Below are 20,904 nucleotides of genomic sequence, written 5' to 3'. Positions count from 1 at the left end.
GAGATCAGCTCGCGCAGGAAGATTTCGGGGTTGGAGTAGAGGGAGTGGGTGACTAGCTTCAGGAGCTGGGCGACTTCGGCCTGGAAGGAAAGGGTTTTAGAGTGGGGTTGTGTTGGCATGGTCAGGGTCAATATGTATCTTGCTTGTTACGTGTAGAGTCGGCCACACCTATTTCCCGGATATCGGCAATCCCTGGAAATCTGGTTACAAGACGGGCGGAGATTGTTCATATGGAAAAATTACACTGATTTCAACTGGTTTGTGTGAAAAATCGCACAGGTTCCCCGAGCTTCACACGGAAAATCCTAGGACGATTTATCTTTTTTTGTTACAGTTTAACCATCTAATGATCTTCGTCCATCAGCCTTTTCTAGCCATCAAGAATATCCCATGAAACACCTCTCAAACGCCTTCAAGGCCGTCGTCGTCGCCACCCTGACTTGTGCCGCTGGCCTGGCCGCCGCAGCCGACAGCCAAACCCTCGGCGTAACGGCGAGCGTAACAGCCACGTGCAAATTTTCCGCGACCAACACCTCGCTGGCGTTCGGCGCCATCGATCCGTCGCTCACCGCCGACAAAGTGGTGACCGCTAACGTGCTCTACAAGTGCAGCAAGGGAACACCGTCCACGGGTGTGACTGCATCAGGCGGAACAAGCCGGAGTATGACCGGCCCCAGCTCCGACACGATGGCCTATACGCTGGGTTTCAGCGGCGACACCCAGACAGGTAAGGGTTTCGGCTCAGGCCAGGACCTCACCCTGGTGGTGACCGGCACGATTACTGCCGCGGCATACCAGAACGCAAGCGCTGGCGCATACAGCGAAAACGTGACCCTGAACATCACGCCCTGAGCCGGAATATACGGGGTCTTGGGTCCATGGCAAAACCATTGGATCCCTTTGTTATGACCAGGTCGGCACTGTTCTGAACCAACGATGAAGAAACTCCATTTCCCTTTCGCGGGACTGTTGTTGGCCGCAGGGTTGCTGGGGGCCACGCTGCCCGCCTATGCCAACGGCAACATCTGCTTGTTTCAATCCAAGGGGCTGAGCCTGAGCTTCGGGGTGCTGAATCCCGGCAGCGGCAGCGATGTACTGGTGCCGGTATCAGGTGCCAGCACGGTGGGAGACTGCGCCCCGGGCCAGACCATGACGATCTCTGGCGATAACGGGCTCAATTACAACGGCACCCGGAACTTGAAAAATGCCACTGGCGATTTGATTCCCTACAGCCTGGCAGGTCTTCCGCAAAGCCGTTCCGGCCCGGGAAACGACAATTACGTGCCCTTCACGTTCAACGGATCAATTCTGTGGAGCGCCTATGCCAATGCCTCTGCCGGTAGCTACTCCGATACAGTTATTATTTCGGTAACCCCCTGAAATCCCATGCTCCCGTCCTGCGGGGGGCCGCACCTATTCACTGATGAACCCAACTCTCAGGACATTTGCCCTTGCCGCCACGTGCTGCGTACTGTTTGCCACCGGGTCGGCAATGGCCGGCGAATTTTCGGTTAACCCGATACGCCTTGACCTCGGCGCCAGCGTAAGAAGCGGTGTCATTGCCATTAAAAACGAAGACAAGCAAAAGCTCGGCTTCCAGATTGAAGCCAAGGAGTGGACGCAAGACGCTGGCGGCAAAGACCAGTATGCCGACACCAATGCGCTGATTTTTTTCCCGAAGATCATGTCGGTGGAGCCTGGTGAGGAGGGACTGATACGCGTGGGCGCCCGAGTCGCCGCCGTCCCGGCGGAAAAAACCTACCGATTGTTTATCGAAGAGTTGCCAGGCGCCACAAAAAAACTGGAGGGCGGCGCGCAGATCAATGTGTTGATTCGTTTTGGCGCACCGGTTTTTATAGCGCCGCTCAAACCGCAAGACAGCCTCGACATTGAAAGCTTCAGCCTCGCCAAAGGCACCGTCACGGTGTCTGCAAAAAACACCGGAAACCGGCATCAGGTGGTGCGGGGTATCGAACTCAAGGGAACGGATGCCGGTGGCAGCGAGGTGTATGCATTGACGCTGGCCGACCGCTATCTGCTCACGGGCACCGCCAAGGCATACACCACGGCCATACCGGCAGACCAATGCGCCAAAATCACCCGCCTGTCGCTGGAATTCAAGACCGACAAACTCAACGTGGCGCGCACGCTGGACGTGACCCGCGCGATGTGCTCCTGACCGTGCGCCCAGCCCGCCCCCCCTGCGCGGGGCAACCCTCCACGAAAAAAACCCGAATCGTCAGCGCCTTGTTGTACTGCCTTGGCGCTGCGCCGCTTGCGGCATGGTCTGCAGAGGCGGCTAACAGCGTTGGTGCTATTTCCAATGTTGCCGGGGCTGCCCAAGGCGAGACCATGGTGCTACGCGTCAGCCTCAACACTGAAGACAAGGGTGATCTTTTTGTGGTGCGCACGCCATCGCTCGACTTTTTGGTGCGTATTCAGGACTTGAAGGACATCGGGTTCAAAAATCCTGTGGGAACCACCGTGATGCGCGATGGCGAGCCGCATATCTCGCTTCAGTCTATAAAGGGCGTGGTTTCTACCTTCGACGACAAAAAACTGGCGCTCAACATTACCGCAGACCCCGGACTTCTGCCAAGCCAAGCGTTGCAGTTACGCACAGACAATCGCCTCAGGGGCGTGATTCCGCGTGGCAGCAGTGGGTTTTTCAATTACGCAATCAGCTCTTCTGGCAACTATGCGGGTGCGGGCAACAGCCTGGACTTTTCGGCGGAGGCCGGCTGGCGGCTGGGTGACTACCTGCTGATGTCCAATGGCAGCACGGTGCCGGACGCCAGCGGCGGGCGCAAGTTTGTGCGGCTGATGAGCAGCGTGACTTACGATGACCGCGAAAATTTGCGCCGAACCGTGGTAGGCGATTTTTTTAGCCCGTCGCGCGAGTTCAGCAACGGCATTAATCTTGGCGGCATCAGTGTTTCCAAGCTCTATGGTCTCGACCCCTATCTCACGCGCGCTCCAACGCGAAATATCACCGGCAGCGTGGCAACGCCCAGCAGCGTGGAAGTCTATCTGGACGGCCAGCGTATCCGCAGCGAAACGCTGAAACCCGGCGAATTCGAGTTGCGCGATCTGCTGGCTTATGGCGGCGCACGCGACGTACAGGTGGTGCTGCGAGATGCTTTTGGCCGCGTCCAGCAGTTCAGTTATTCCTTTTATTTCAGTGACCAGCCCTTGCGCCAAGGCTTGCAGGAATACAGCTACAACCTGGGTGCCATACGGCGCGACTTCGGCCAGTTAAGCAATCACTACGGGGCGACGGCCTTTTCGATGTTTCACCGTTACGGGCTGAGCGAAGCCGTCACAGTGGGTTTGCGCGCGGACGCGGCCAAAGGCTTTTATAACGCAGGCCCAACGGCGACCGTGGTGCTCGGTAGCGCGGGGGTACTCAGCATGGCGCTGGCCGCCAGCAAAGTCAGCGACCGGCAAGGCGCTGCCGGCCAATTCAACTACAGCTACCAGGCCAGGCATTGGGGGATGGGCCTGTCGCTGCGGCGAGATTGGGGCGACTTTGGGGTGCTGGGCGACCCACCCAGCATCAGCGACCGCAACTACGAGGCAAGCGCAGCAGTCAGTTACCACATGCAGCGAAATGGCTCGCTTTCGCTGAGTCATTCGGTGCTTTCCGCGCGCCCGGCCCTGCTGCCAACATCCAGTTCCCCGGCGCAGTCGTTCAGCATTTCACCGCGGCAAGATCGCCGCGTGACCTCGCTGAGTTACTTCGTGCCACTGATTTCTGGCCGGGCTTCGCTGCAAGCGAGCCTGAGCCACACGGTTGACAGCACCCGCCGCAACGAAGCGTATGTGGGTCTGATTTTTTTCTTCGACAAGGATTACTCCGTGACGGCCAATTTCCGAGGGGACAGGAGCAGCGCGGCAGGGTCCGTGCAGTTGACCAAAAACCAGCCGGTCGGCGAAGGCCTGGGCTACCTGATCTCGGCTGATCACGCCACAGCGAACACGCGGCTGAATTCAAGGTTCCAGTACAACGCGCCAGCCGCCATCTTGCGCGGTGAGGTCGGTCGGTATCAGAACGGCGGCCAAGGCAACAACTCCTACCAACTCTCCATAGCGGGCGGTTTGGCCTACGTTGACGGCCAGCTTGGGTTAGGCCGGCCGATAACCCAGAGCTTTGGCATTGTAAAAGTGGGCGAAGTGCCAGGAGTGGCGGTATCGGTCAACGGCCAGCTTATCGGCAAGACCGATGCGCGCGGTCAGGTTTTTATACCCACGCTGGCGCCATACTTTGACAATGACGTCTCGATTGCGCCGGAAACTGTGCCGATTGAATATTCGATTCCATCGACCGTGAAAAAGATTTCGCCGTCCCTCAGAAGCGGTACCGTGATTGACTTTGACGTCACGAAAATTCAGGCCTTCACAGGAAAGCTCCAATCCGTGCAAGATGGCACAACCAGGCCAGTGGAGTTTCAGGAGATCAGCTTCAGCGCGGGTGGAAAAAACCTCACCTTGCAGACCGGGCGCGGCGGCGAGTACTACGTTGAGAATCTCAAACCTGGAACCTATACGGCTACCGCTGAAGTCGAAGGCAAACCCTGCCGGTTTGATCTGAAAATTCCCAAGTCAGACGAAACCTTTGTCGATCTGGATGCGTCGGTGTGCCGCTAACACCTCTGAAAAGGATAGCTGCGAGTGGCTATTACAGCGGTGTCACTGACATGCGCATCGGCCAGGCGTAAACGCCCTGCCGGGCTGACTCGGAAAGAACAAAACGGAAACCGAGTGCCAGCACGGCCTTGTCCATGCCCCGACCAGCAGCGCGCTGCGCGACTCCTCCGCCCGAAGCACCGAGTTGGACGTCTGCGTCCAAACCCTTGACGAGGGTCTGGCGCAAAAATTCACCCTGACTATCAAACATCAGCATATAGCCACCCTGGGTATTGCTCTGTACGGCCACCTGCACAGGCAGGTGAACATCCACATAGCCACGGGCAATGTCGTCGGCAGTCACCACCACTGAGGCTGGTTGCGCCAAAACCTGAAGACTGGCGTGCTTGAGTACCGTTGCCGAAACCTGCAGCTTGGCTTCGTTGGATCCTGCCATGGCAACCCCAGGCGCGCCTACGGAACTGAGAGCCAGTACCACCAGTAGCGCCTTCATGCCATCCGTCCACCGCGCCCTGGAACGAACGGAAAAGCGGCTTTTCAGCACCTGGAACGTGGCACCGGGAATGATCGACTTGATGGTTTGCATGATTCAAATCCATAAATTGATGATTTATGGATTTGAATTCTATATGAATTGATAAATATGATGTAAATATCGATTTAATATATCAATTTTATTTTCAGAATTTTTTTATCCATTCAATCAAAGATCCCCCGCCCTACTGACTGGGCAGCAAGCATCCAAACGAAGTCTTTTGGCGCGTCAAAGAGGTGCAAAAGATTGCGAGAAGTGAAAGCCTCGCCTGCGGCTGAGGAGCAGACGCTCAAGCCAGTTGGCTAGCGCTATGCGATCAAGGCGGTCACGTTCCTCCGGAATACCCACATCCAAGGCAAACCGCCTGATGAATGGCAGTGCGCACATCAGCAGGCGTTATGAATGCTGCCCGGCAAGCTCAAACCCAGGATGAATTTGACAACGACACAGACTTTGTAGATGGAAGCACCAAACTTCGCGCTTAGCCGCTGTGTGGGTCACCCACGGCGGGAGGGTGTTTTACAAAATTGGGAAGGTTATGACCGCTTGACCTGTTAGGCCAAATCAGTCCGTGGGCCCAAGTCATCGATCAGGACACCTAAATGGGCGTGACCGAAAGACGCATAGGCCAGGCATAGACGCCCTGCCGGGCTGATTCCGCCAGAACAAAACGGAATTCGAGATCCAGCGTGGTCTTGCTCATGCCGCGGCCACTGGCGCCCTGCGCGACGCTGCCGCCCGCTGCCTCCAGTTGCACGTTCTTGTCCAAACCCCTTACCTGCGTCTGACGCATAAAGTCGCCCTGGCTTTCAAACATGAGCATGTACCCTCCAAAGCTATTGCTTTGAACCGCCACCTGCACTAGACCGGGAACGTCCACGTAACCGCGGGCAATGTCCGCAGCGGTGACAACCACCGACGCTGGCTGTGCCAACACCTGCAGGCTGGCGCGCTTGAGTACCGTTGCGGTGACGGTCAGCTTGGCTTCGTCGGAACTGATGGTTGCGACCAAGGGATTCCCTAACAAGCCCAATGACACACCGCTGAACAGCAACCGCTTCAAGGCCCGCACCCAGGACTTCCCCACGTCTTTCATGATGTGACTCATTACGCCTTCACTCCTTCAACGAAAAAAGGGATGGGGGGTGGAAAGACGCCCTCACTGGTCGGCGAATGGACAAGCGCCACACACTCCCGGCAAGAACGGCGCCATTCTCATAGCATGCAACCCCAGAAGGCTTGCAAAACTAAAAGTATTGGCTGCATCTTTTTCAACCAATTTATGCACCTCGGATTCAAGAACAACCTCTAGCCTAATAGCAGCGCACGCAAGAAGCTATTACTTTAATAGCACTAAAACGCCTTTTTTACAGCCCCAGCAGGTTGCACTGCTTCAAAACTGCTCGTGCGGTGCCAGGTAACGCCACTGGCCTATCGGTAAATGGCCGAGATTGACGCGGCCAATCCGCACGCGCTTGAGCCCGGTCACAAAAAGCCCAACCTGTTCGCACATGCGGCGAATCTGGCGTTTTTTCCCCTCCTTGAGCACAAAGCGCAGCTGCTCGGGGTTTTGCCAGCTGACTTGGGCAGGACGCAGCGGCTGCCCGTCCAGGCTGAGGCCGTGGCACAGCAGGGCGAGTTTTTCGTGCGGAAACGCGGCCTGCACATCGACGGTTTCGGCGCCGTAGCTCACGCGCACCAGATATTCTTTTTCCATGTCCGAGTCTTCGCCGATGAGTTGGCGCGCCACACGGCCGTCCTGCGTCAGCACCAGCAGGCCAATCGAGTCGATGTCAAGCCGGCCGGCCGGCGCCAGGCCGCGCAACTGCTCGTGGCCCCAGCGCATGCGGCTGCTGCATTCGCGCCAGCGGTTTTCCGGCTGCACCAGCACCACGGCGGGCTCGTGGCCGTCTTCGGCCTGGCCACTGACGTAGCCGACCGGCTTGTTGATCAGGATGGTGACCTGCTGGCGCTGCTGCTGCTCGGCTTCGCGCGCCACTTCAATACGCGCATCGAAGGCGACAGGTTGGCCCATCACGGCGGGCGCACCGTTGACGCGCACCCAGCCGCGCGCAATCCAGTCATCGGCTTCGCGTCGCGAGCATAGGCCCAACTCGGCCATGCGCTTGTTCAGGCGGATGGTGGCCGGCGACAAATGTGGGTCAGCGCCAGCAGGTTTGGGGGCGCGGCGAAAGTTGGGGGGGGAGGGAGAGTCCTTCATGATCGGCTTATTTTGCTACAAAGCTTCAGTCGACCCTGCCTGCCGCACGCGCTTATTTGAAGTTGGCCAGAAAGTGTGCAAGATCAGCGAGATCGGCGTCCTTGAGCCCATACAAGGAGGCTGACATGATGGTGTCGCGCCCGGGGCCGGCATGATCACGAAACTGCTTCATGGCAAACAGCAAAAAGTCTTCCTGCTGGCCTGCCAGCCTGGGAATCTGTTGCCGTCCGGCGTAGTCCGGCAGGTGGCAGGTACCGCACAGCATGTTGCGGGCGATGACCTTGCCGCGCAGGTAGGTCTCGCTGTCGACAGGACCGGCCGCCGCACGAATCGGCGTTTGCGATGAAAAATAAGTGGCCAGAACGATGAGGTCGGCATCTTTCACGCCATCGAGCAGACCTTTCATCTGCGGGATATCGCGCAGGCCTTCCCGAATCAGCACCATCTGGTTTTCCAGAAAGACCTTGGGTTGCCCGGCCAGCGAGGGGATCTGGGGATTTTGTGAATTGCCCTGCGGGCCGTGGCAGGCGATGCACAGGTTCAGTTGCTGGGGTTGCTGGGCATGGATTGGCGTCAGGGAAAAAAGCAGGGCAACTGCTGCCAGCGCCCTGCTTGTACGAGTGAAGTTGCCTGGTTTATGGTTTGGCATACGAGATGCGGTAGATCGCGCCCAGTTGCTCGTCGGAGAGCAGCAGGGAGCCATCGGGCATTTGCAGAATGTAGGCGGGACGGCCCCAGAAGGCTTCGGTCGCGTCATCTTTGAAGCCCGTGACGAACGGGGTGACCTTCGGGTTCTTGCCGTCGGCATCGGCGCGCACCGTCACCACATCGAAGCCGCTTTTCTGGGTGCGGTTCCATGATCCCTTGCGGGCGACGAACATGGCGTTCTTGTACTCGGCCGGGAACATGTTGCCGGTGTAGAAGTGCAGGCCCATGTTGGCAGCGTGAGCGCCCATGGTGCTCACTGGCAGGGTCACGCCGTCGCAGGGCTTGTCCTTTTTGATGTCCCGGTCGGCCACGCCATTGGCATGACAGTAGGGGAAGCCGAAGTTCAGGCCGGTCTTGCTCATGCGGTTGAGCTCGTCTTCAGGAGAATCGTCGCCCATCCAGTCGCGGCCATGATCGGTGAACCAGAGCTCCTTGGTGACGGGGTGCCAGTCGAAGCCCTGCGTGTTGCGCACGCCGCGCGCAATGACTTCCATGTTGGAGCCGTCCGCGTCGTAGCGGCGAATCTGGGCGTATTCTTCGGTGGGCGGCACGCAGATGTTGCAGGGCGCGCCAAACGGCACATAAAGTTTGCCGTCCGGGCCGAAGCGGATGTACTTCCAGTTGTGGTGCTGCTCGGGCGGCAGCTTGAAGGCGGACGTCATGTCCACCGGCTGCACATTCGGGTTGGCCTCGATGCCGTCATAGCGCAGCACCTTGTCGATGGCCATGACGTAGAGCGAGCCCTTGTTGATGGCCACGGCCGGCTGGGTCAGCTTGTCCACCACCACGCGGCTGGTGCGCTCTTTGCCGTTGTCGGTGATTTCGTAAACACGGCCGATGGGACGCGTGCCGGCGTAGATCTTGCCGCTGTCGCCGCGGGCCATGGCACGAATGCCGGGGGTGCCGGTTGACCAGATTTCGGCCTTGAAACCAGGTGGCAGCTTGAGTTTGTCAATCGGGATATCGGACGCCGGCGTGGTCGTCAGCTTGCCGGCATGGGGCGCGAGCCTGGAGTCGGCCAGATCGGCCGGCATTCCCTGTTTCCAGGCCGGCGGGGGCGGGGCTGTTTGTGCAACAGCCTGGCCGACACTGATGGCGATCAGTGAACCAATGAAGGCAATTTTTTTAATCAAGGAAAGTCTCCAGGGATTGTGTTGTAGCGATTAACGTCAGAACGCCAGCTCAACTGTAACAACAGGGAACTTTTTCACCCCCCGGTGTAATCCCTATGCTCGCGATCGAGCGCCAAAGTGGGCGTGGGCGTGATGAATCCGAGCTACAACCTGTAGCCGAATCGGGATGCTCATTCGCACCAAGGTATTTGGCTTTGCCAGGGTCAGTGCCGGCTACAAGATCGGCGGCGAGCGGCTGTTCTTTTCCGGCGCGGACAAGTGAGCGCCCAGCGGGGTGCTGCTTGCTTCGGCAAGTTGGCGCGAAACCTTGGGATCGCGAAACACCAGGGGCTTGACCACGGTGCGCCGGGCATCGGGCACTTGGGCGTAAGCCACGGCGTCTTGCACAACGGGGTGAAACGGCGACTTGTCGCACACCGGGTCGGCGTTGGCCGCATCGCCCGTGAGCATGAAGGCCTGGCAGCGGCAGCCGCCCAGGTCTTTTTCCTTCTCCGGGCAGTTGCGGCAGGGGTCCTTCATCCAGCTGTCGCCGCGGAAATGGTTAAAGCCCGGCGAGGCGGACCAGATGTCCTGGACGCTCATGTCCCGCACATTGGGGAAGGTGATGCCCTTGAGCATCTTGGCGGTGTGGCAAGGCAGCGCCGTGCCGTCGGGCGTGATGGTCAAAAACACATTACCCCAGCCATTCATGCATTTCTTGGGGCGGGTTTCATAGTAGTCGGGCACCACGAAAAAGATGCGAATCTTGTCGCCGAGTTTTTCTCGGTAGTCGTTGGTGACGCGTTCGGCGCGCTCCAGCTGCTCACGCGAAGGCAGCAGCCCATCGCGGTTGATCTCGGCCCAGGAGTAATACTGGCTGTTGGCCAGTTCCAGGTACTCGGCGCCGAGCTCCACCGCCAGTTCAATGATCTGTTCGATGTAGTCGATGTTGAGCCGGTGGATCACGCAGTTGAGCACCATGGGCCAGCCATGGGACTTGATGATGCCGGCGGTGCGGCGTTTCAGGTCGAAGGTCTTGGTGTGCGAGAGGAAGTCGTTGAGCTCGCGTGTCGAGTCCTGGAACGAGAGCTGGATGTGGTCCAGCCCGGCCTGCTTCAGCGCTGATGCGCGGGCTTCGGTCAGGCCCACGCCCGAGGTCAGCAGGTTGGTGTAGAAGCCCAGGCGGTGGGCCTCGGCGACCAGCTCTTCGAGGTCGTCGCGCAGCATGGGCTCGCCGCCGGAGAAGCCGCACTGCACGCTGCCGGCGGCGCGCGCCTCGCGCAGCACGCGCAGCCAGTCTCCGGTCGACAGCTCGGTGCTGGTCCTGGCGAAGTCCACCGGGTTGTAGCAGAACACGCAGTGCAGCGGGCAGCGGTAGGTCAGCTCGGCCAGCAGCCACAGCGGCGGGCCGGGCTGGGTGGCGGGGGCGATGCCGGTCGCGGCCGAGGCGGCGTTCATGGCTTGACCCAGCCATGGCGCTGTGCAATCGCCAGAAAATCCAGCACGTCCTGCGTCAGCCCGCTGGTTTCGAAGCTGCTTTCCAGTTCATCGATCAGGGCCTGCACGGTTTTCTCGCCATCCAGGCGCTGCATGATCTCGCCGGCGCTGCCGTTGAGCTTGACCATGCCTTCGGGGTAGAGCAGCACCCAGGCCTTCTGCACTTCTTCCCATTGCAGGCGGAAGTGGCCGGCCACCCGGGGCCGGGCGTCCAGAGCGATGGCGGCCTGGGGTGCGTTCATGGGGCAACCTTCGCCTTGGGGCCCTTGATTTCGATCTCGCACTGGCTGAGCATGATGGCGTCGGCCAGAGCCCACAGCACGTCGAGCTTGAACTGCAAAATCTCCAGCGCGCGCTCCTGCAGGGCGCGGGTCTGGCTGAAGTAGTCCAGCGTGAAACGCAGGCCGTGCTCTACATCGCGCCGGGCTTGCGTCAGGCGCTGCTTGAAGTAGTGCAGGCCGGCGGCGTCGACCCAGGGGTACTGGGTCGGCCAGGTGTCGATGCGTTGCTGGTGAATGTGCGGCGCGAACAGCTCGGTCAGGCTGGAGGCCACGGCTTCCTGCCAGGGCTGGCGGCGCGCGAAGTTGACGTAGGCATCGACCGCAAAGCGCGCCGCCGGCGCCAGGTAGCGCAGGGAGGTGACATCGTCGCGCGACAGGCCCACCGCCTCGCCCAGCCGGATCCAGGCTTCGATGCCGCCCGGGTCGTCAATGCCGCCAATGTGGTAGCCGTCATGGTCCAGGATGCGTTGGATCCACTCACGTCGGATCTCGCGGTCGTCGCAGTTCGACAAAATCGCTGCGTCTTTGATCGGAATGGATATCTGGTAATAAAAGCGGTTGGCAACCCAGCCCTGCAACTGCGCGCGCGTGAGCGTGCCAGCGGCCATCATCACATGGAACGGGTGGTGGATGTGGTAGCTGGTGCTCCTGCCGCGCAGTTTCGCTTCGAATTCTTCCTGGCTCCACGGTGCGGGTGTGCTGCTCACAGATCTATCTCCATGCCGTCAAAAGAAACCTCGATGCCGCGGCGCGTGAGCTCCTGCCGCTGCGCGCTGTCTTCATCGAGGATGGGGTTGGTGTTGTTGATGTGAATCAGCACCTTGCGGGTGCTGGCGGGCAACTGGTCGAGCCACTCCAGCATGCCGCCGGGGCCGCTTTGCGGCAGGTGGCCCATGGCGCGCGAGGTTTTTTTGGAAGCGCCCAGCGTGATCATTTCGTCGTCGGTCCACAACGTGCCATCGACCAGCACGCAGTCGGCAGCCTGCATCGCGGCCCAGACAGGAGGCTCCATCTGGCCCAGACCCGGGGCGTAGAACAGGCGTTTGCCCGAGGCCGAGTCGGTGATGGTCACGCCGACGTTGTCGCCGGGCTGGGGGTGGTCGCGGTGCGGTGAATAGGGCGGTGCATTGCTGATCAGCGGCAGGGCTGTAAAGTGCAACCCCGGCACGCCGTCCATGGCAAAACCCGCATCGGCCAGCGGCACATCGTGCCAGTTGACGCCGCAGTAATGATCGAGCACCTTGAGCAGCGGGTTGCCGCTCATCAGGTCTTCGCGCACCAGCGCGTGGCACCACAGTTCCAGCGGCTGGCGATGCTCGCGCAGCATGTACAGGCCGGTGGTGTGGTCAATCTGCGCGTCGATCAGGAAGACGGCGCGAATGGCAGTGTCGCGTAGGCTTCGCGCCGGTTGCAATGAGGGGAAGCTGCGAATTTGCTGGAGGATGTCGGGTGAGGCATTGAACAGCACCCAGTTATCTTGATCAGCGCTGACGGTGATCGACGACTGGGTCCGCGCCCTCACACGCTTGCTGCCCTGGCGGTAACCATCGCAATTGGGACAATTACAGTTCCATTGGGGAAATCCACCGCCTGCAGCGGAACCTAGAACATGTACTTTCAAACGGAAAAGTTCCTGATATCGGCCCAACACAAGACTGCACGCTAGCCGGGGGCGGCCCAGAGGCGGGTCACGGGTAGGCCCAAAAAAAGGGAATCGCGGATGCAGCCCGCCGGGTTGTCCCGGCGGGCTGGCCGGGATCAGCGGTTGGCGATGTACATCGTGATTTCAAAGCCAAAGCGCATGTCGCTGGCAGCGGGTTTTTCCCATTTCATGCAGTTTCTCCTCTCTGTTAATCCCGCAAGGCGCGGTCCGAGTACCTGCAGCGCATCTGCCGGCACGCAAATCATTGTGCACTGTTTTGACGATTTGCGACATCGGGAAAACATGGATGGGGGAAGCCGACAGCGGCTGCTCACCGCGGCATCGCCAGTTGTTTGATCCGCAGCGTTGTCGGGTGATCCTGTTCGACCAGCGGGGCTGAGGTCATCGGCGGTTCATGGGGGGCGGAATTGGCGCTGGCCTATGCGACGACCCATTCCGCGCTCTGCCTGGGATTGGTGTTGCGCGGGATATTTTTCCGGCGGACCTCGGATCTGGACTGGTTTTTTCAGCACGCCAGACAGCTCTTGCCAAATTCACCCCACTGTTGTCATTCTGCAAGTGGCGCAATAAAGCCCCCCGCTCATCTGGCGGATGAGGGAAGGGTTAAGGCCGCCCTATTGCGGCTCAAGCAGGCTAACAACATTCTGATGCTTGCCTTCGCGGGCCATGTCAGCAGCGGTTTTGCCGCGGTTGTCTTTTAACTTGGGATCGGCGCCCTCCGCCTGCAACAGGCGAACAGCCGATTCGTGTCCGTAGGCTGCAGCCCACATCAAGAGTGTGAGGTTATTTTCCAGAGCGGCGTTGACCGGGGTGCCAGCTCGAATCAGCTCCGCCAGACATTCACTACAACCATTGCCAGCGGCATAGGTGGCCGCGTTCTTCTTGACGCGGTCCAGAGGGGCGATATTTGCGCCGGCAGCAAGGAGCTTGCGCATGATCTCGGCATTGCCGCTGAAGGTGGCACCCATCAGGGGGGTGACGCCGGAGAGGTTGGCGAGATTGACATCAGCCCCGGCCTTCATCAGGACATTGACCAGAGGCAAGCTGCCTTTGCTCGCCGCCATGTTCAGTGGCGAATCACCATTGCGGTCGCGGGAGTTCACCTTGGCCCCCTCTTCCAGCAATGCAAGCACCCGCTCGATCCGGCCGGCCCGGGCGGCCAGGACAAACTGCCCGTTGATATTGATCTGATCCATGCCTTTCTGGGCGAATCCCTCCGGCACATTGCTGCAAAGCAGCAATGTCAAAAAACCAGCACGAACAAACTTTGTCATGCGCATTGTCATTGTGTACCCCCCATAAATTGGTCCTGATTTTCGTCAAATGCTAGCCGACAAGGCGATAAGGGGTACGCGGGTAAATATCTAGTTTACGCAAGCGTTTTGGGTCCTTATACTGATCGCGGCTGCATAACGGAAGAGGGCCTCCAGGTCATGTTTTCGCGCGTTGCCATTAAACATACTAACGATTGGAGAGGACAAATGAAACATTTGAAATCGAGAAGAGGTTGTAGTTTGGTTGTGGCACTTTGCGCCTTCGCAGGTGCCGCAAGCGCGGAAGAAATACAAGGCCAGAAAGGAATGAGTGGTGGAGCAGTCGCGATCACCAAGGCCCCCAACGTCACCCAAGCCCAACTCAACAATGCAGGCACGCAGGCCAATGACTGGTTGCACACCAACGGCGACTATGGCCAGACGCGCTTTTATCCCGGCACGCAGATCAATGCGGGCAACGTAAAAAAGCTCAGGCCCGAGTTCATGTTCCAGACGGAAGTGCGCGAGTCGATGGAAACGGCCCCCATCGTGGTGGATGGCATCATGTACATGACCACCTCGTTCAACCATGTGTACGCGCTCGACGCCGTGACCGGCAAGGAGTTCTGGCATTACAAGCACAAGATGGGACCCATCACCACCTTCTGCTGCGGCCCCAACAACCGGGGTGTCGCCATTGAAGGCGGCAAGCTGTTCATGGGCACGCTCGACGCCAAAATGGTCGCGCTCGATGCCAAGACCGGCAAGCTGCTGTGGGAAACTGAAATCGCCGATCCGGAAAAAGGCTACAGCGAAACCATGGCGCCCACGGTCGTCGATGGCAAGGTCCTGATCGGCACCAACGGCGGCGAGTACGGCGTTCGCGGTTTCGTCAAGGCCTTCGATTCGGCAACGGGAAAACTGGTATGGACTTTTTACACGATTCCAGAGAAGGGTCATGAAGGCGTCTGGGCCGAAAACGATGCCACGGGCCGCAACATGAAGCGCGACATTGCGGCTGAAAAGGCGCAACTGGCGCGCGACAGCTCTTTCTACCAGACGCTCGGCGGTGGTGTCTGGATGAACCCGGCGGTTGACCTGAAGACGCGCACCGTCTTCTTCGTGGTGGGCAATCCTTCGCCCGACCTGTATGGCGCCGAGCGTCCCGGTGACAACCTCTATACCAACTCCATGGTGGCCGTCAACCTCGATACCGGTGCCTACAAGTGGCACTCCCAGTACATCGCGCACGACGTCTGGGATCTGGACGCGGTCAGCCCGCCCATTTTGATGGACGTCAAGGACAAGTCCGGCAAGATGATTCCCGCCGTGATCCATGGCGGCAAGACCGGCCACATCTATGTCCATGACCGCGCCGATGGCAAGCTGATCCGCTTCTCCGACGCCATGATCCCGCAGGAAAACATGTGGGTGCTGCCGACGCCAGGGGGCGCTCGCATGCTGCCTGGCGCCAATGGCGGTGTGGAGTGGTCCCCCATGGCGATCAATCCCAAGTACCGCCTGGCCTACGCGCTCAACTTGCATCAGCCGATGACCTACCATGTGGAGCCGGCCAAATATCCCGGTGGCAAGCTCTGGCTAGGGGGCGCCTTCAAGGTGATCGAAGGCGAGAAGCAATGGGGCCGTTTAGCTGCAATGAATGTGGACACCGGCAAGATGGCCTGGAAGTTTGACACCGAGCAGCCGCTGATCGGTGGTGCGCTGGCGACCGCGGGCGATCTGGTGTTCTATGGCGAAGGCAACGGCCTGTTCCGCGCCCTGCATGCCAAGACCGGCAAGCTGCTGTGGGAGTACAACTGCGGCGCGGGTGCAAATGCCATGCCGGTGTCATACACCGTCAAGGGGCGGCAGTACGTGGCCATGGGTTGCGGTGGCAACACCCAGCTTGACTTCAAGCGCGGCAACACGATGGTGGTGTACGCCTTGCCGAAGTAAGTTGACACGACCGAGTCGCCTATGGAGGCTGCCGGTTTGAATGGCCGCCCTCCGGGGCGGCCATTGTTCATTTTCAGGATACTATTTTGAAACTCAAAAAAAATTTCATCCCTATCCTGGCCGGTATTTTTTCGCTGGTCACGTTGTCATCTGCCATGGCACAGGACATTGAGGCCGGACGCACCAAGTCCCAGGCCTGTGCCGCCTGCCATGGTGCCGATGGCAACTCGCCGTCGGGTCAGTTTCCCAACCTGGCGGGTCAGACTTGGCGCTACATTTATGTCCAGCTCAAGGATTACAAGGAAGGGCGGCGCAGTGATCCCGTCATGACGGCCATGGCCGCTCCGTTGAGCCGCCAGGACATGATCGACATCGGCAACTATTTCGCGGCTCAGAAAGCCAAGCCATCGACCTTCAAGGCCGATGAGGCCAAGGTCAGGCTCGGGCGGGCCAAGGCCGATGAGAACCTGTGCTCCATGTGCCATCTCGGTGGCTTTGCCGGTCAGAATGAAATTCCACGGGTAGCTGGCCAACAATACGATTACATCGTCAAGCAGATGCGGGATTTCAAGGCGCGGACACGGACCAACGATGCCGGCAACATGACCAGCGTGGCCCAGTCCTTGAGCGAGACGGATATCGAAAACCTCGCGCATTACCTTACCAGTTTGCGGTGAACCGGTGCGCGAGCCAAACGAGCGGGAGCATGACTTGCCATCCTGACGTGGGCCAGGGTCTACCTGCAGGGGGCCCACCTACCGGCCCGAAGGAAAAATCAAACGAGGCGGAGAAAAATACAGAGGTGCGGATCAGCCCCCCGTCCTTTCTTCCGCTCCGGAAGCCAGTTACCCAAAATACGGCCGGAGATTTTCGACACCTTGCGGCGCCCGTAACGTAACGAATGAAAAAACCTCCCCGTCCCGATCTGGCCGAAATACTGACTGGCCGACCTTGGTGCGCCGGGGGCGCGATACCGGGGGCTTGGCCTGATGGCCCTGGATGGCAACTGCATGGACGTAGCCGATTAGGCGACCAACGCCGGATTCGTCGGCTACCCGAGCGCCTCGCGTGGGCAGAGCGCCTTCGAAGGCACGCGCCTTGGGCCTGGTCGAGCCCTAAATATCTTTTTTGTCCGGGAAAATACTGGACCGCAACGCGGCCAGATCCAGCACCCGTAAACCACCGTATTCAACCCGGATGGTGCCCTGCGCTTGCAGGTTGGCCAGCGCCTCATTCACCCGCTGGCGCGACAGCCCCACCAAGTAGGCCATTTCCTGCTGCGTGATGCGCAGGATTTCACCGACGCCGGGATACAGCACCGGATTGAACAGCGCCGCCAAGCTGCGCGCCACCCGCGCATCCGGATTGTTCATGCGGTCAATTTCGCGTGCGGCGATGAACTGACCCAGGCGCTCGTTGAGCTGGTTCATCACGAAACGGTTAAAGCCAATCGAATGGTCGAGCAGCCAGTGAAAGCTGGTGACAGACAAACCGGCCACCACGCTTTTACGCAAGGCCTGGACGTTGTAGCGATAGGGCTCGCGCTTGAGCGCCGTGCCTTCGCCAAACCAGCCGCCGCAGGGGACGCCGGAAAAGGTCATGGTCATGCCCTGCGCATTGTCGGCACTCATCTTGAGCAGCCCTTCCACCACGCCAAACCAGTAGGTCACCGGCCGGCCGACGCGGCACACGTAGTCCCCTGCTGCTGCGTCGCCCACCAGCAGTTCCGCCACCGCGCGTGCGCGCTCCTCGGGCTGCAACAGGCGCAGCCAGGGAATTCCCCGCAACTCGTCGGGCGTGGGGGTCCTTCGGCGCTGGTGAAGGGTCAGGTCTGTGGACATGGGTGGATTTAAAAGGACTTCATCGGGAAATCGCGCGCGTATGCGGGCGGATCCGGATGGGACTTACCCCTAAATTGTCGTTGCAATGACACCATGACGTCAAACCCGGTTTTACTATTCGTGCAAATCAACAGTTCTTCTTGACGGAGGGGCTGCGCTCAATCTGGAGACAAGGAACCGGAATGCAGACTACGTTCCCGCAATTACTGCTTAAACATGCCGCAGAACGCCCCGGCGATGCGGCCATGCGCGAAAAAGAATACGGCATCTGGCAGGCCCACAGCTGGGCCAACATGGCTGTACTGGTGGAGCACATTGCATGCGGACTGCACCAGGCCGGCCTGCAGCGCGGCGAACACATGGTCGTGATTGGCGCCAACCGCCCCCGCCTTTACGCCACCATGCTGGCGGCACAGTCGCTGGGAGCCATCCCGATTCCGCTGTACCAGGACGCCGTGGGCGCCGAATGTGTTTTCCCCATCACCAACGCCGATGTGCGCTTTGCCATGGTCGAAGACCAGGAGCAGGTCGACAAGCTGCTGGAAATTCGCGACCGCTGCCCGGACCTCGGTCACATCATTTTTGACGACCCGCGGGGCTTGCGCAAATACGACGAGCCCGGACTGGTGTCCATGGACCAGCTGATTGCATCAGGCCAGGCACTGGCCACCAGTCAGCCCGCCCTGTTCAGGACCGAAGTGGACAAAACCAGGCCCGACGACGTGGCCGCTATGTTTTTTACCTCGGGCACCACCGGCAACCCCAAGGGCGTGGTGCACACGCACAACACGCTGCTAGACCGCGCGCAGGCCGGCGCCGAGTTTGACAAGCTCACGGCCCATGAGGAGGTGCTGGCCTACTTGCCGCCGGCCTGGATTGGCCAGAACATCTTCAGCTACGCGCAGTGGCTGGCCTGCGGTTATGTCGTGAACTGCCCCGAAAACGCCAGCACGGTGACGATTGACCTCAAGGAAATCGGCCCGACCTATTACTTTGCACCGCCGCGTGTGTTTGAGGGCCTGCTCACCAGCGTGACCATCCGCATGGAAGACGCCGGGCGCCTCAAGCGCGGCATGTTCAACTACTTCATGGACGTCGCCAAACGCGTGGGGCCCGAGCGCATGAACGGCAAGCCGGTCGGCCTTGTGCCGTCCCTGCTGTATGGCTTGGGCAACCTGCTGGTCTATGGTCCGCTGCGCAACAACCTGGGTTTTTCGCGGGTCCGCGTGGCCTACACCGCCGGTGAAGCCATTGGCCCTGACCTCTTCACTTTTTACCGCTCTATCGGCGTCAACCTCAAGCAGCTTTACGGCTCGACTGAAACCGCCGTGTTCGTCTGCCTGCAGCCCGACGACCAGGCTAGAGCCGACACCGTGGGCGTGCCGATCAAGGGCGTGCAGATCAAGGTCGCGGACAACGGCGAGATCATGGTCAAGTCGGCCGGTCTGCTCAAGGGCTACTACAAAAATCCGGCGGCGACCGCCGAAGTGCTGACCGCCGACGGCTGGTATCACACCAGCGACGCAGGCTTCATTGACGCGCACGGCCACCTCAAGATCATTGACCGCGTGAAAGACGTGGGCCGCATCAAGGGCGGCGCCAACGACGGCGCCATGTTTGCGCCCAAGTATGTCGAGAACAAGCTCAAGTTTTTCCCCTACATCAAGGAGGTCGTAGCCTACGGCGATGGCCGCGAAAAAGCCTGCGTCTTTGTCAACATCGACTTTGACGCGGTGGGCAACTGGGCCGAGCGACGCAACCTGCCCTATGCGGGCTACACCGACCTGGCGCAAAAGCCCGAGGTCTACCAACTCGTCAAGGAATGCGTCGAAAAAGTCAATGCCGACCTGAGCGAAGACGCCCTGCTGGCCGGCTCGCAGGTCAGCCGCTTTCTGGTGCTGCACAAGGAACTCGATGCCGACGACGGCGAGTTGACCCGTACCAACAAGGTCAGGCGCGGCTTCATCGCCGAAAAATACCAGCCGCTGATTGACGCCCTGTACAGCGGCAAATCCGAGCAGTTCATTGAAACCGTTGTCAAGTTTGAAGATGGGCGAAGCGGCAGCGTCAGCGCCACGCTCAAAATCGGCGACACCCAGACGTTTGCTCCCGTGAAGGCCGCAGCATGAGCAAAAAAATTGGCGACGTCATTCTTGACGTCCAAAACATCAGCCTGAGCTTTGGCGGGGTCAAGGCCCTGCACGACATTTCGTTCAATGTCAAAGAGCATGAAGTCCGCGCCATCATCGGCCCCAATGGCGCCGGCAAAAGCTCCATGCTCAACTGCATCAACGGGGTCTACACACCGCAGCAGGGCTCCATCACCTTTCGGGGCCAGACCTTCAAGCACATGAACAGCCACCAGGTGGCGGTGATGGGTGTGGCCCGCACCTTCCAGAACCTGGCGCTGTTCAAGGGCATGAGCGTGCTCGACAACATCATGTCGGGCCGCAACCTCAAGATCAAAAGCAACCTGCTGCTGCAAGCCTTGCGCATTGGCCCTGCGGAAAAGGAAGAATTCATGCACCGCGAGGCGGTTGAAAAAATCATCGACTTCCTCGAAATCCAGGCCTACCGCAAGACACCGGTCGGTCAGCTGCCCTACGGCCTGCAAAAACGCGTCGATTTGGGCCGAGCCCTGGCGATGGAGCCGCAGGTGCTGCTGCTCGACGAACCCATGGCCGGCATGAACGTCGAGGAAAAGCAGGACATGTGCCGCTTTGTACTCGACGTGAACGACGAATTCGGCACCACGGTCGTGCTGATCGAGCACGACATGGGTGTGGTGATGGACATTTCCGACCGCGTGGTGGTGCTGGACTACGGCAAAAAGATTGGCGACGGCACACCCGACGAGGTGCGCAACAACCCCGACGTGATCAGCGCGTACCTCGGCACCAGCCACTAACCATGAACGGCAACACCATGATGGCTTCAACAAATTTCTGGCGCACTGATGCGGCACTTTCAAGCAGCAGCCGCGGAACCGGCTTCGCCGGGCCGCTGGCGGCGTCCCCTGCCAGGGGAGAGGCGGCTACGCGAAGCGAGTCCGCAACAGGGGGGACCCAGTGATGGCATTTTTTCTGGAAACACTGCTGGGCGGCCTGATGGCCGGCATGCTGTACTCGCTGGTGGCACTGGGCTTTGTGCTGATCTTCAAGGCCTCCGGGGTCTTCAACTTCGCGCAGGG

The 20,904-nt window shown here is 59.7% G+C and carries 20 protein-coding genes and 2 pseudogenes; 10 read left to right on the top strand and 12 right to left on the bottom strand.

Annotation, left to right across the window (positions count from 1 at the left end; genetic code table 11):
* The first annotated feature begins 390 nt into the window (after positions 1 to 390).
* The 4 genes from Q8K05_RS18005 to Q8K05_RS17990 all read left to right on the top strand — a co-directional run bounded on the left by Q8K05_RS18005 (position 391) and on the right by Q8K05_RS17990 (position 4,647).
* The gene (locus tag Q8K05_RS18005; protein WP_305247983.1) at positions 391 to 852 is read left to right on the top strand and encodes a spore coat protein U domain-containing protein; all 462 of its coding nucleotides are present in this window, start codon (positions 391 to 393) and stop codon (positions 850 to 852) included.
* Positions 853 to 936: 84 nt separating this feature from the next.
* Positions 937 to 1,380, top strand: a complete 444-nt coding sequence (locus Q8K05_RS18000; RefSeq protein WP_305247981.1) for a spore coat protein U domain-containing protein — start codon at positions 937 to 939, stop codon at positions 1,378 to 1,380.
* Between the two features lie 112 nt (positions 1,381 to 1,492).
* Positions 1,493 to 2,179, top strand: a complete 687-nt coding sequence (locus Q8K05_RS17995; RefSeq protein WP_305247980.1) for a molecular chaperone — start codon at positions 1,493 to 1,495, stop codon at positions 2,177 to 2,179.
* A gap of 173 nt (positions 2,180 to 2,352) precedes the next feature.
* Positions 2,353 to 4,647: a fimbria/pilus outer membrane usher protein gene (locus Q8K05_RS17990; protein WP_305247979.1), complete on the top strand. Its 2,295-nt coding sequence runs from the start codon at positions 2,353 to 2,355 to the stop codon at positions 4,645 to 4,647.
* A gap of 31 nt (positions 4,648 to 4,678) precedes the next feature.
* On the opposite strand, the gene Q8K05_RS17985 is transcribed toward Q8K05_RS17990, so the two are convergent.
* The 11 genes from Q8K05_RS17985 to Q8K05_RS17930 all read right to left on the bottom strand — a co-directional run bounded on the left by Q8K05_RS17985 (position 4,679) and on the right by Q8K05_RS17930 (position 13,938).
* Positions 4,679 to 5,233, bottom strand: coding sequence for a hypothetical protein (locus tag Q8K05_RS17985; protein ID WP_305247978.1), 555 nt, complete (start codon positions 5,231 to 5,233; stop codon positions 4,679 to 4,681).
* 547 nt (positions 5,234 to 5,780) lie between these two features.
* The gene (locus tag Q8K05_RS17980) at positions 5,781 to 6,278 is read right to left on the bottom strand and encodes a hypothetical protein (protein WP_305247977.1); all 498 of its coding nucleotides are present in this window, start codon (positions 6,276 to 6,278) and stop codon (positions 5,781 to 5,783) included.
* 297 nt (positions 6,279 to 6,575) lie between these two features.
* Entirely contained in the window at positions 6,576 to 7,403 is an 828-nt protein-coding gene (locus Q8K05_RS17975; RefSeq protein ID WP_305247976.1) for a pseudouridine synthase, read from the bottom strand.
* A gap of 52 nt (positions 7,404 to 7,455) precedes the next feature.
* Positions 7,456 to 8,052, bottom strand: coding sequence for a c-type cytochrome (locus Q8K05_RS17970; protein ID WP_305247975.1), 597 nt, complete (start codon positions 8,050 to 8,052; stop codon positions 7,456 to 7,458).
* Positions 8,039 to 9,244 carry a sorbosone dehydrogenase family protein gene (locus Q8K05_RS17965; protein WP_305247974.1) on the bottom strand — a complete coding sequence of 402 codons (1,206 nt, stop codon included), beginning with the start codon at positions 9,242 to 9,244 and terminating at the stop codon, positions 8,039 to 8,041. The genes Q8K05_RS17970 and Q8K05_RS17965 overlap by 14 nt, the downstream gene beginning before the upstream one ends.
* Before the next feature lie 213 nt (positions 9,245 to 9,457).
* Positions 9,458 to 10,681: a pyrroloquinoline quinone biosynthesis protein PqqE gene (gene pqqE / locus Q8K05_RS17960; RefSeq protein ID WP_305247973.1), complete on the bottom strand. Its 1,224-nt coding sequence runs from the start codon at positions 10,679 to 10,681 to the stop codon at positions 9,458 to 9,460.
* Entirely contained in the window at positions 10,678 to 10,962 is a 285-nt protein-coding gene (gene pqqD, locus Q8K05_RS17955) for a pyrroloquinoline quinone biosynthesis peptide chaperone PqqD (RefSeq protein ID WP_305247972.1), read from the bottom strand. The genes pqqE and pqqD overlap by 4 nt, the downstream gene beginning before the upstream one ends.
* Positions 10,959 to 11,708 (bottom strand): pyrroloquinoline-quinone synthase PqqC, encoded by a 750-nt coding sequence (gene pqqC, locus Q8K05_RS17950; protein ID WP_059758675.1) that lies wholly within the window; start codon positions 11,706 to 11,708, stop codon positions 10,959 to 10,961. The genes pqqD and pqqC overlap by 4 nt, the downstream gene beginning before the upstream one ends.
* Positions 11,705 to 12,622 (bottom strand): pyrroloquinoline quinone biosynthesis protein PqqB, encoded by a 918-nt coding sequence (gene pqqB / locus Q8K05_RS17945; RefSeq protein WP_305247971.1) that lies wholly within the window; start codon positions 12,620 to 12,622, stop codon positions 11,705 to 11,707. The genes pqqC and pqqB overlap by 4 nt, the downstream gene beginning before the upstream one ends.
* A gap of 137 nt (positions 12,623 to 12,759) precedes the next feature.
* On the bottom strand, positions 12,760 to 12,834 hold the full coding sequence (gene pqqA / locus Q8K05_RS17940; RefSeq protein WP_293661505.1) for a pyrroloquinoline quinone precursor peptide PqqA: 75 nt from the start codon (positions 12,832 to 12,834) through the stop codon (positions 12,760 to 12,762).
* Positions 12,835 to 13,278: 444 nt separating this feature from the next.
* A complete protein-coding gene (locus tag Q8K05_RS17930) occupies positions 13,279 to 13,938 on the bottom strand; it encodes an ankyrin repeat domain-containing protein (RefSeq protein WP_305247970.1) in 660 nt (219 codons plus the stop codon).
* A gap of 306 nt (positions 13,939 to 14,244) precedes the next feature.
* Here Q8K05_RS17930 and Q8K05_RS17925 point away from each other — a divergent pair, with 306 nt between their 5' ends.
* From Q8K05_RS17925 to Q8K05_RS18915, 3 genes and pseudogenes are all read left to right on the top strand, one after another.
* A complete protein-coding gene (locus tag Q8K05_RS17925; RefSeq protein ID WP_305247969.1) occupies positions 14,245 to 15,873 on the top strand; it encodes a PQQ-binding-like beta-propeller repeat protein in 1,629 nt (542 codons plus the stop codon).
* Between the two features lie 155 nt (positions 15,874 to 16,028).
* The gene (locus Q8K05_RS17920; RefSeq protein ID WP_305247984.1) at positions 16,029 to 16,550 is read left to right on the top strand and encodes a cytochrome c; all 522 of its coding nucleotides are present in this window, start codon (positions 16,029 to 16,031) and stop codon (positions 16,548 to 16,550) included.
* A gap of 264 nt (positions 16,551 to 16,814) precedes the next feature.
* Positions 16,815 to 16,986 (top strand): annotated as a pseudogene (locus tag Q8K05_RS18915) (IS4 family transposase); the annotation flags it as partial.
* 2 nt (positions 16,987 to 16,988) lie between these two features.
* On the opposite strand, the gene Q8K05_RS17915 reads toward Q8K05_RS18915, so the two are convergent.
* Positions 16,989 to 17,714 carry a Crp/Fnr family transcriptional regulator gene (locus Q8K05_RS17915; RefSeq protein ID WP_305247968.1) on the bottom strand — a complete coding sequence of 242 codons (726 nt, stop codon included), beginning with the start codon at positions 17,712 to 17,714 and terminating at the stop codon, positions 16,989 to 16,991.
* Positions 17,715 to 17,896: 182 nt separating this feature from the next.
* Here Q8K05_RS17915 and Q8K05_RS17910 point away from each other — a divergent pair, with 182 nt between their 5' ends.
* The 3 genes and pseudogenes from Q8K05_RS17910 to Q8K05_RS17900 form a co-directional block, all read left to right on the top strand.
* Positions 17,897 to 19,843 (top strand): long-chain fatty acid--CoA ligase, encoded by a 1,947-nt coding sequence (locus Q8K05_RS17910; protein WP_305247967.1) that lies wholly within the window; start codon positions 17,897 to 17,899, stop codon positions 19,841 to 19,843.
* The gene (locus Q8K05_RS17905; RefSeq protein WP_305247965.1) at positions 19,840 to 20,622 is read left to right on the top strand and encodes an ABC transporter ATP-binding protein; all 783 of its coding nucleotides are present in this window, start codon (positions 19,840 to 19,842) and stop codon (positions 20,620 to 20,622) included. The genes Q8K05_RS17910 and Q8K05_RS17905 overlap by 4 nt, the downstream gene beginning before the upstream one ends.
* A gap of 163 nt (positions 20,623 to 20,785) precedes the next feature.
* Positions 20,786 to 20,904 (top strand): annotated as a pseudogene (locus Q8K05_RS17900) (branched-chain amino acid ABC transporter permease); the annotation flags it as partial.

The organism is Polaromonas sp. (assembly GCF_030682935.1).
Classification (GTDB): domain Bacteria; phylum Pseudomonadota; class Gammaproteobacteria; order Burkholderiales; family Burkholderiaceae_C; genus Polaromonas.
This window is presented reverse-complemented; position numbering and strand designations above follow the sequence as displayed.

Coding starts and splice junctions, on each gene's coding strand:
- Q8K05_RS17990 (WP_305247979.1), top strand. CDS start 2,353: ATGGTGCTACGCGTCAGCCTCAACACTGAAGACAAGGGTGATCTTTTT.
- Q8K05_RS17980 (WP_305247977.1), bottom strand. CDS start 6,278: ATGAAAGACGTGGGGAAGTCCTGGGTGCGGGCCTTGAAGCGGTTGCTG.
- Q8K05_RS17920 (WP_305247984.1), top strand. CDS start 16,029: ATGGCACAGGACATTGAGGCCGGACGCACCAAGTCCCAGGCCTGTGCC.
- Q8K05_RS17905 (WP_305247965.1), top strand. CDS start 19,840: ATGAGCAAAAAAATTGGCGACGTCATTCTTGACGTCCAAAACATCAGC.
- Q8K05_RS17915 (WP_305247968.1), bottom strand. CDS start 17,714: ATGTCCACAGACCTGACCCTTCACCAGCGCCGAAGGACCCCCACGCCC.
- pqqD (WP_305247972.1), bottom strand. CDS start 10,962: ATGAACGCACCCCAGGCCGCCATCGCTCTGGACGCCCGGCCCCGGGTG.
- Q8K05_RS18000 (WP_305247981.1), top strand. CDS start 937: ATGAAGAAACTCCATTTCCCTTTCGCGGGACTGTTGTTGGCCGCAGGG.
- Q8K05_RS17910 (WP_305247967.1), top strand. CDS start 17,897: ATGCAGACTACGTTCCCGCAATTACTGCTTAAACATGCCGCAGAACGC.
- pqqE (WP_305247973.1), bottom strand. CDS start 10,681: ATGAACGCCGCCTCGGCCGCGACCGGCATCGCCCCCGCCACCCAGCCC.
- Q8K05_RS17995 (WP_305247980.1), top strand. CDS start 1,493: ATGGCCGGCGAATTTTCGGTTAACCCGATACGCCTTGACCTCGGCGCC.
- Q8K05_RS17925 (WP_305247969.1), top strand. CDS start 14,245: ATGAGTGGTGGAGCAGTCGCGATCACCAAGGCCCCCAACGTCACCCAA.
- Q8K05_RS18005 (WP_305247983.1), top strand. CDS start 391: ATGAAACACCTCTCAAACGCCTTCAAGGCCGTCGTCGTCGCCACCCTG.
- Q8K05_RS17970 (WP_305247975.1), bottom strand. CDS start 8,052: ATGCCAAACCATAAACCAGGCAACTTCACTCGTACAAGCAGGGCGCTG.
- Q8K05_RS17975 (WP_305247976.1), bottom strand. CDS start 7,403: ATGAAGGACTCTCCCTCCCCCCCCAACTTTCGCCGCGCCCCCAAACCT.
- Q8K05_RS17930 (WP_305247970.1), bottom strand. CDS start 13,938: ATGACAAAGTTTGTTCGTGCTGGTTTTTTGACATTGCTGCTTTGCAGC.
- Q8K05_RS17985 (WP_305247978.1), bottom strand. CDS start 5,233: ATGCAAACCATCAAGTCGATCATTCCCGGTGCCACGTTCCAGGTGCTG.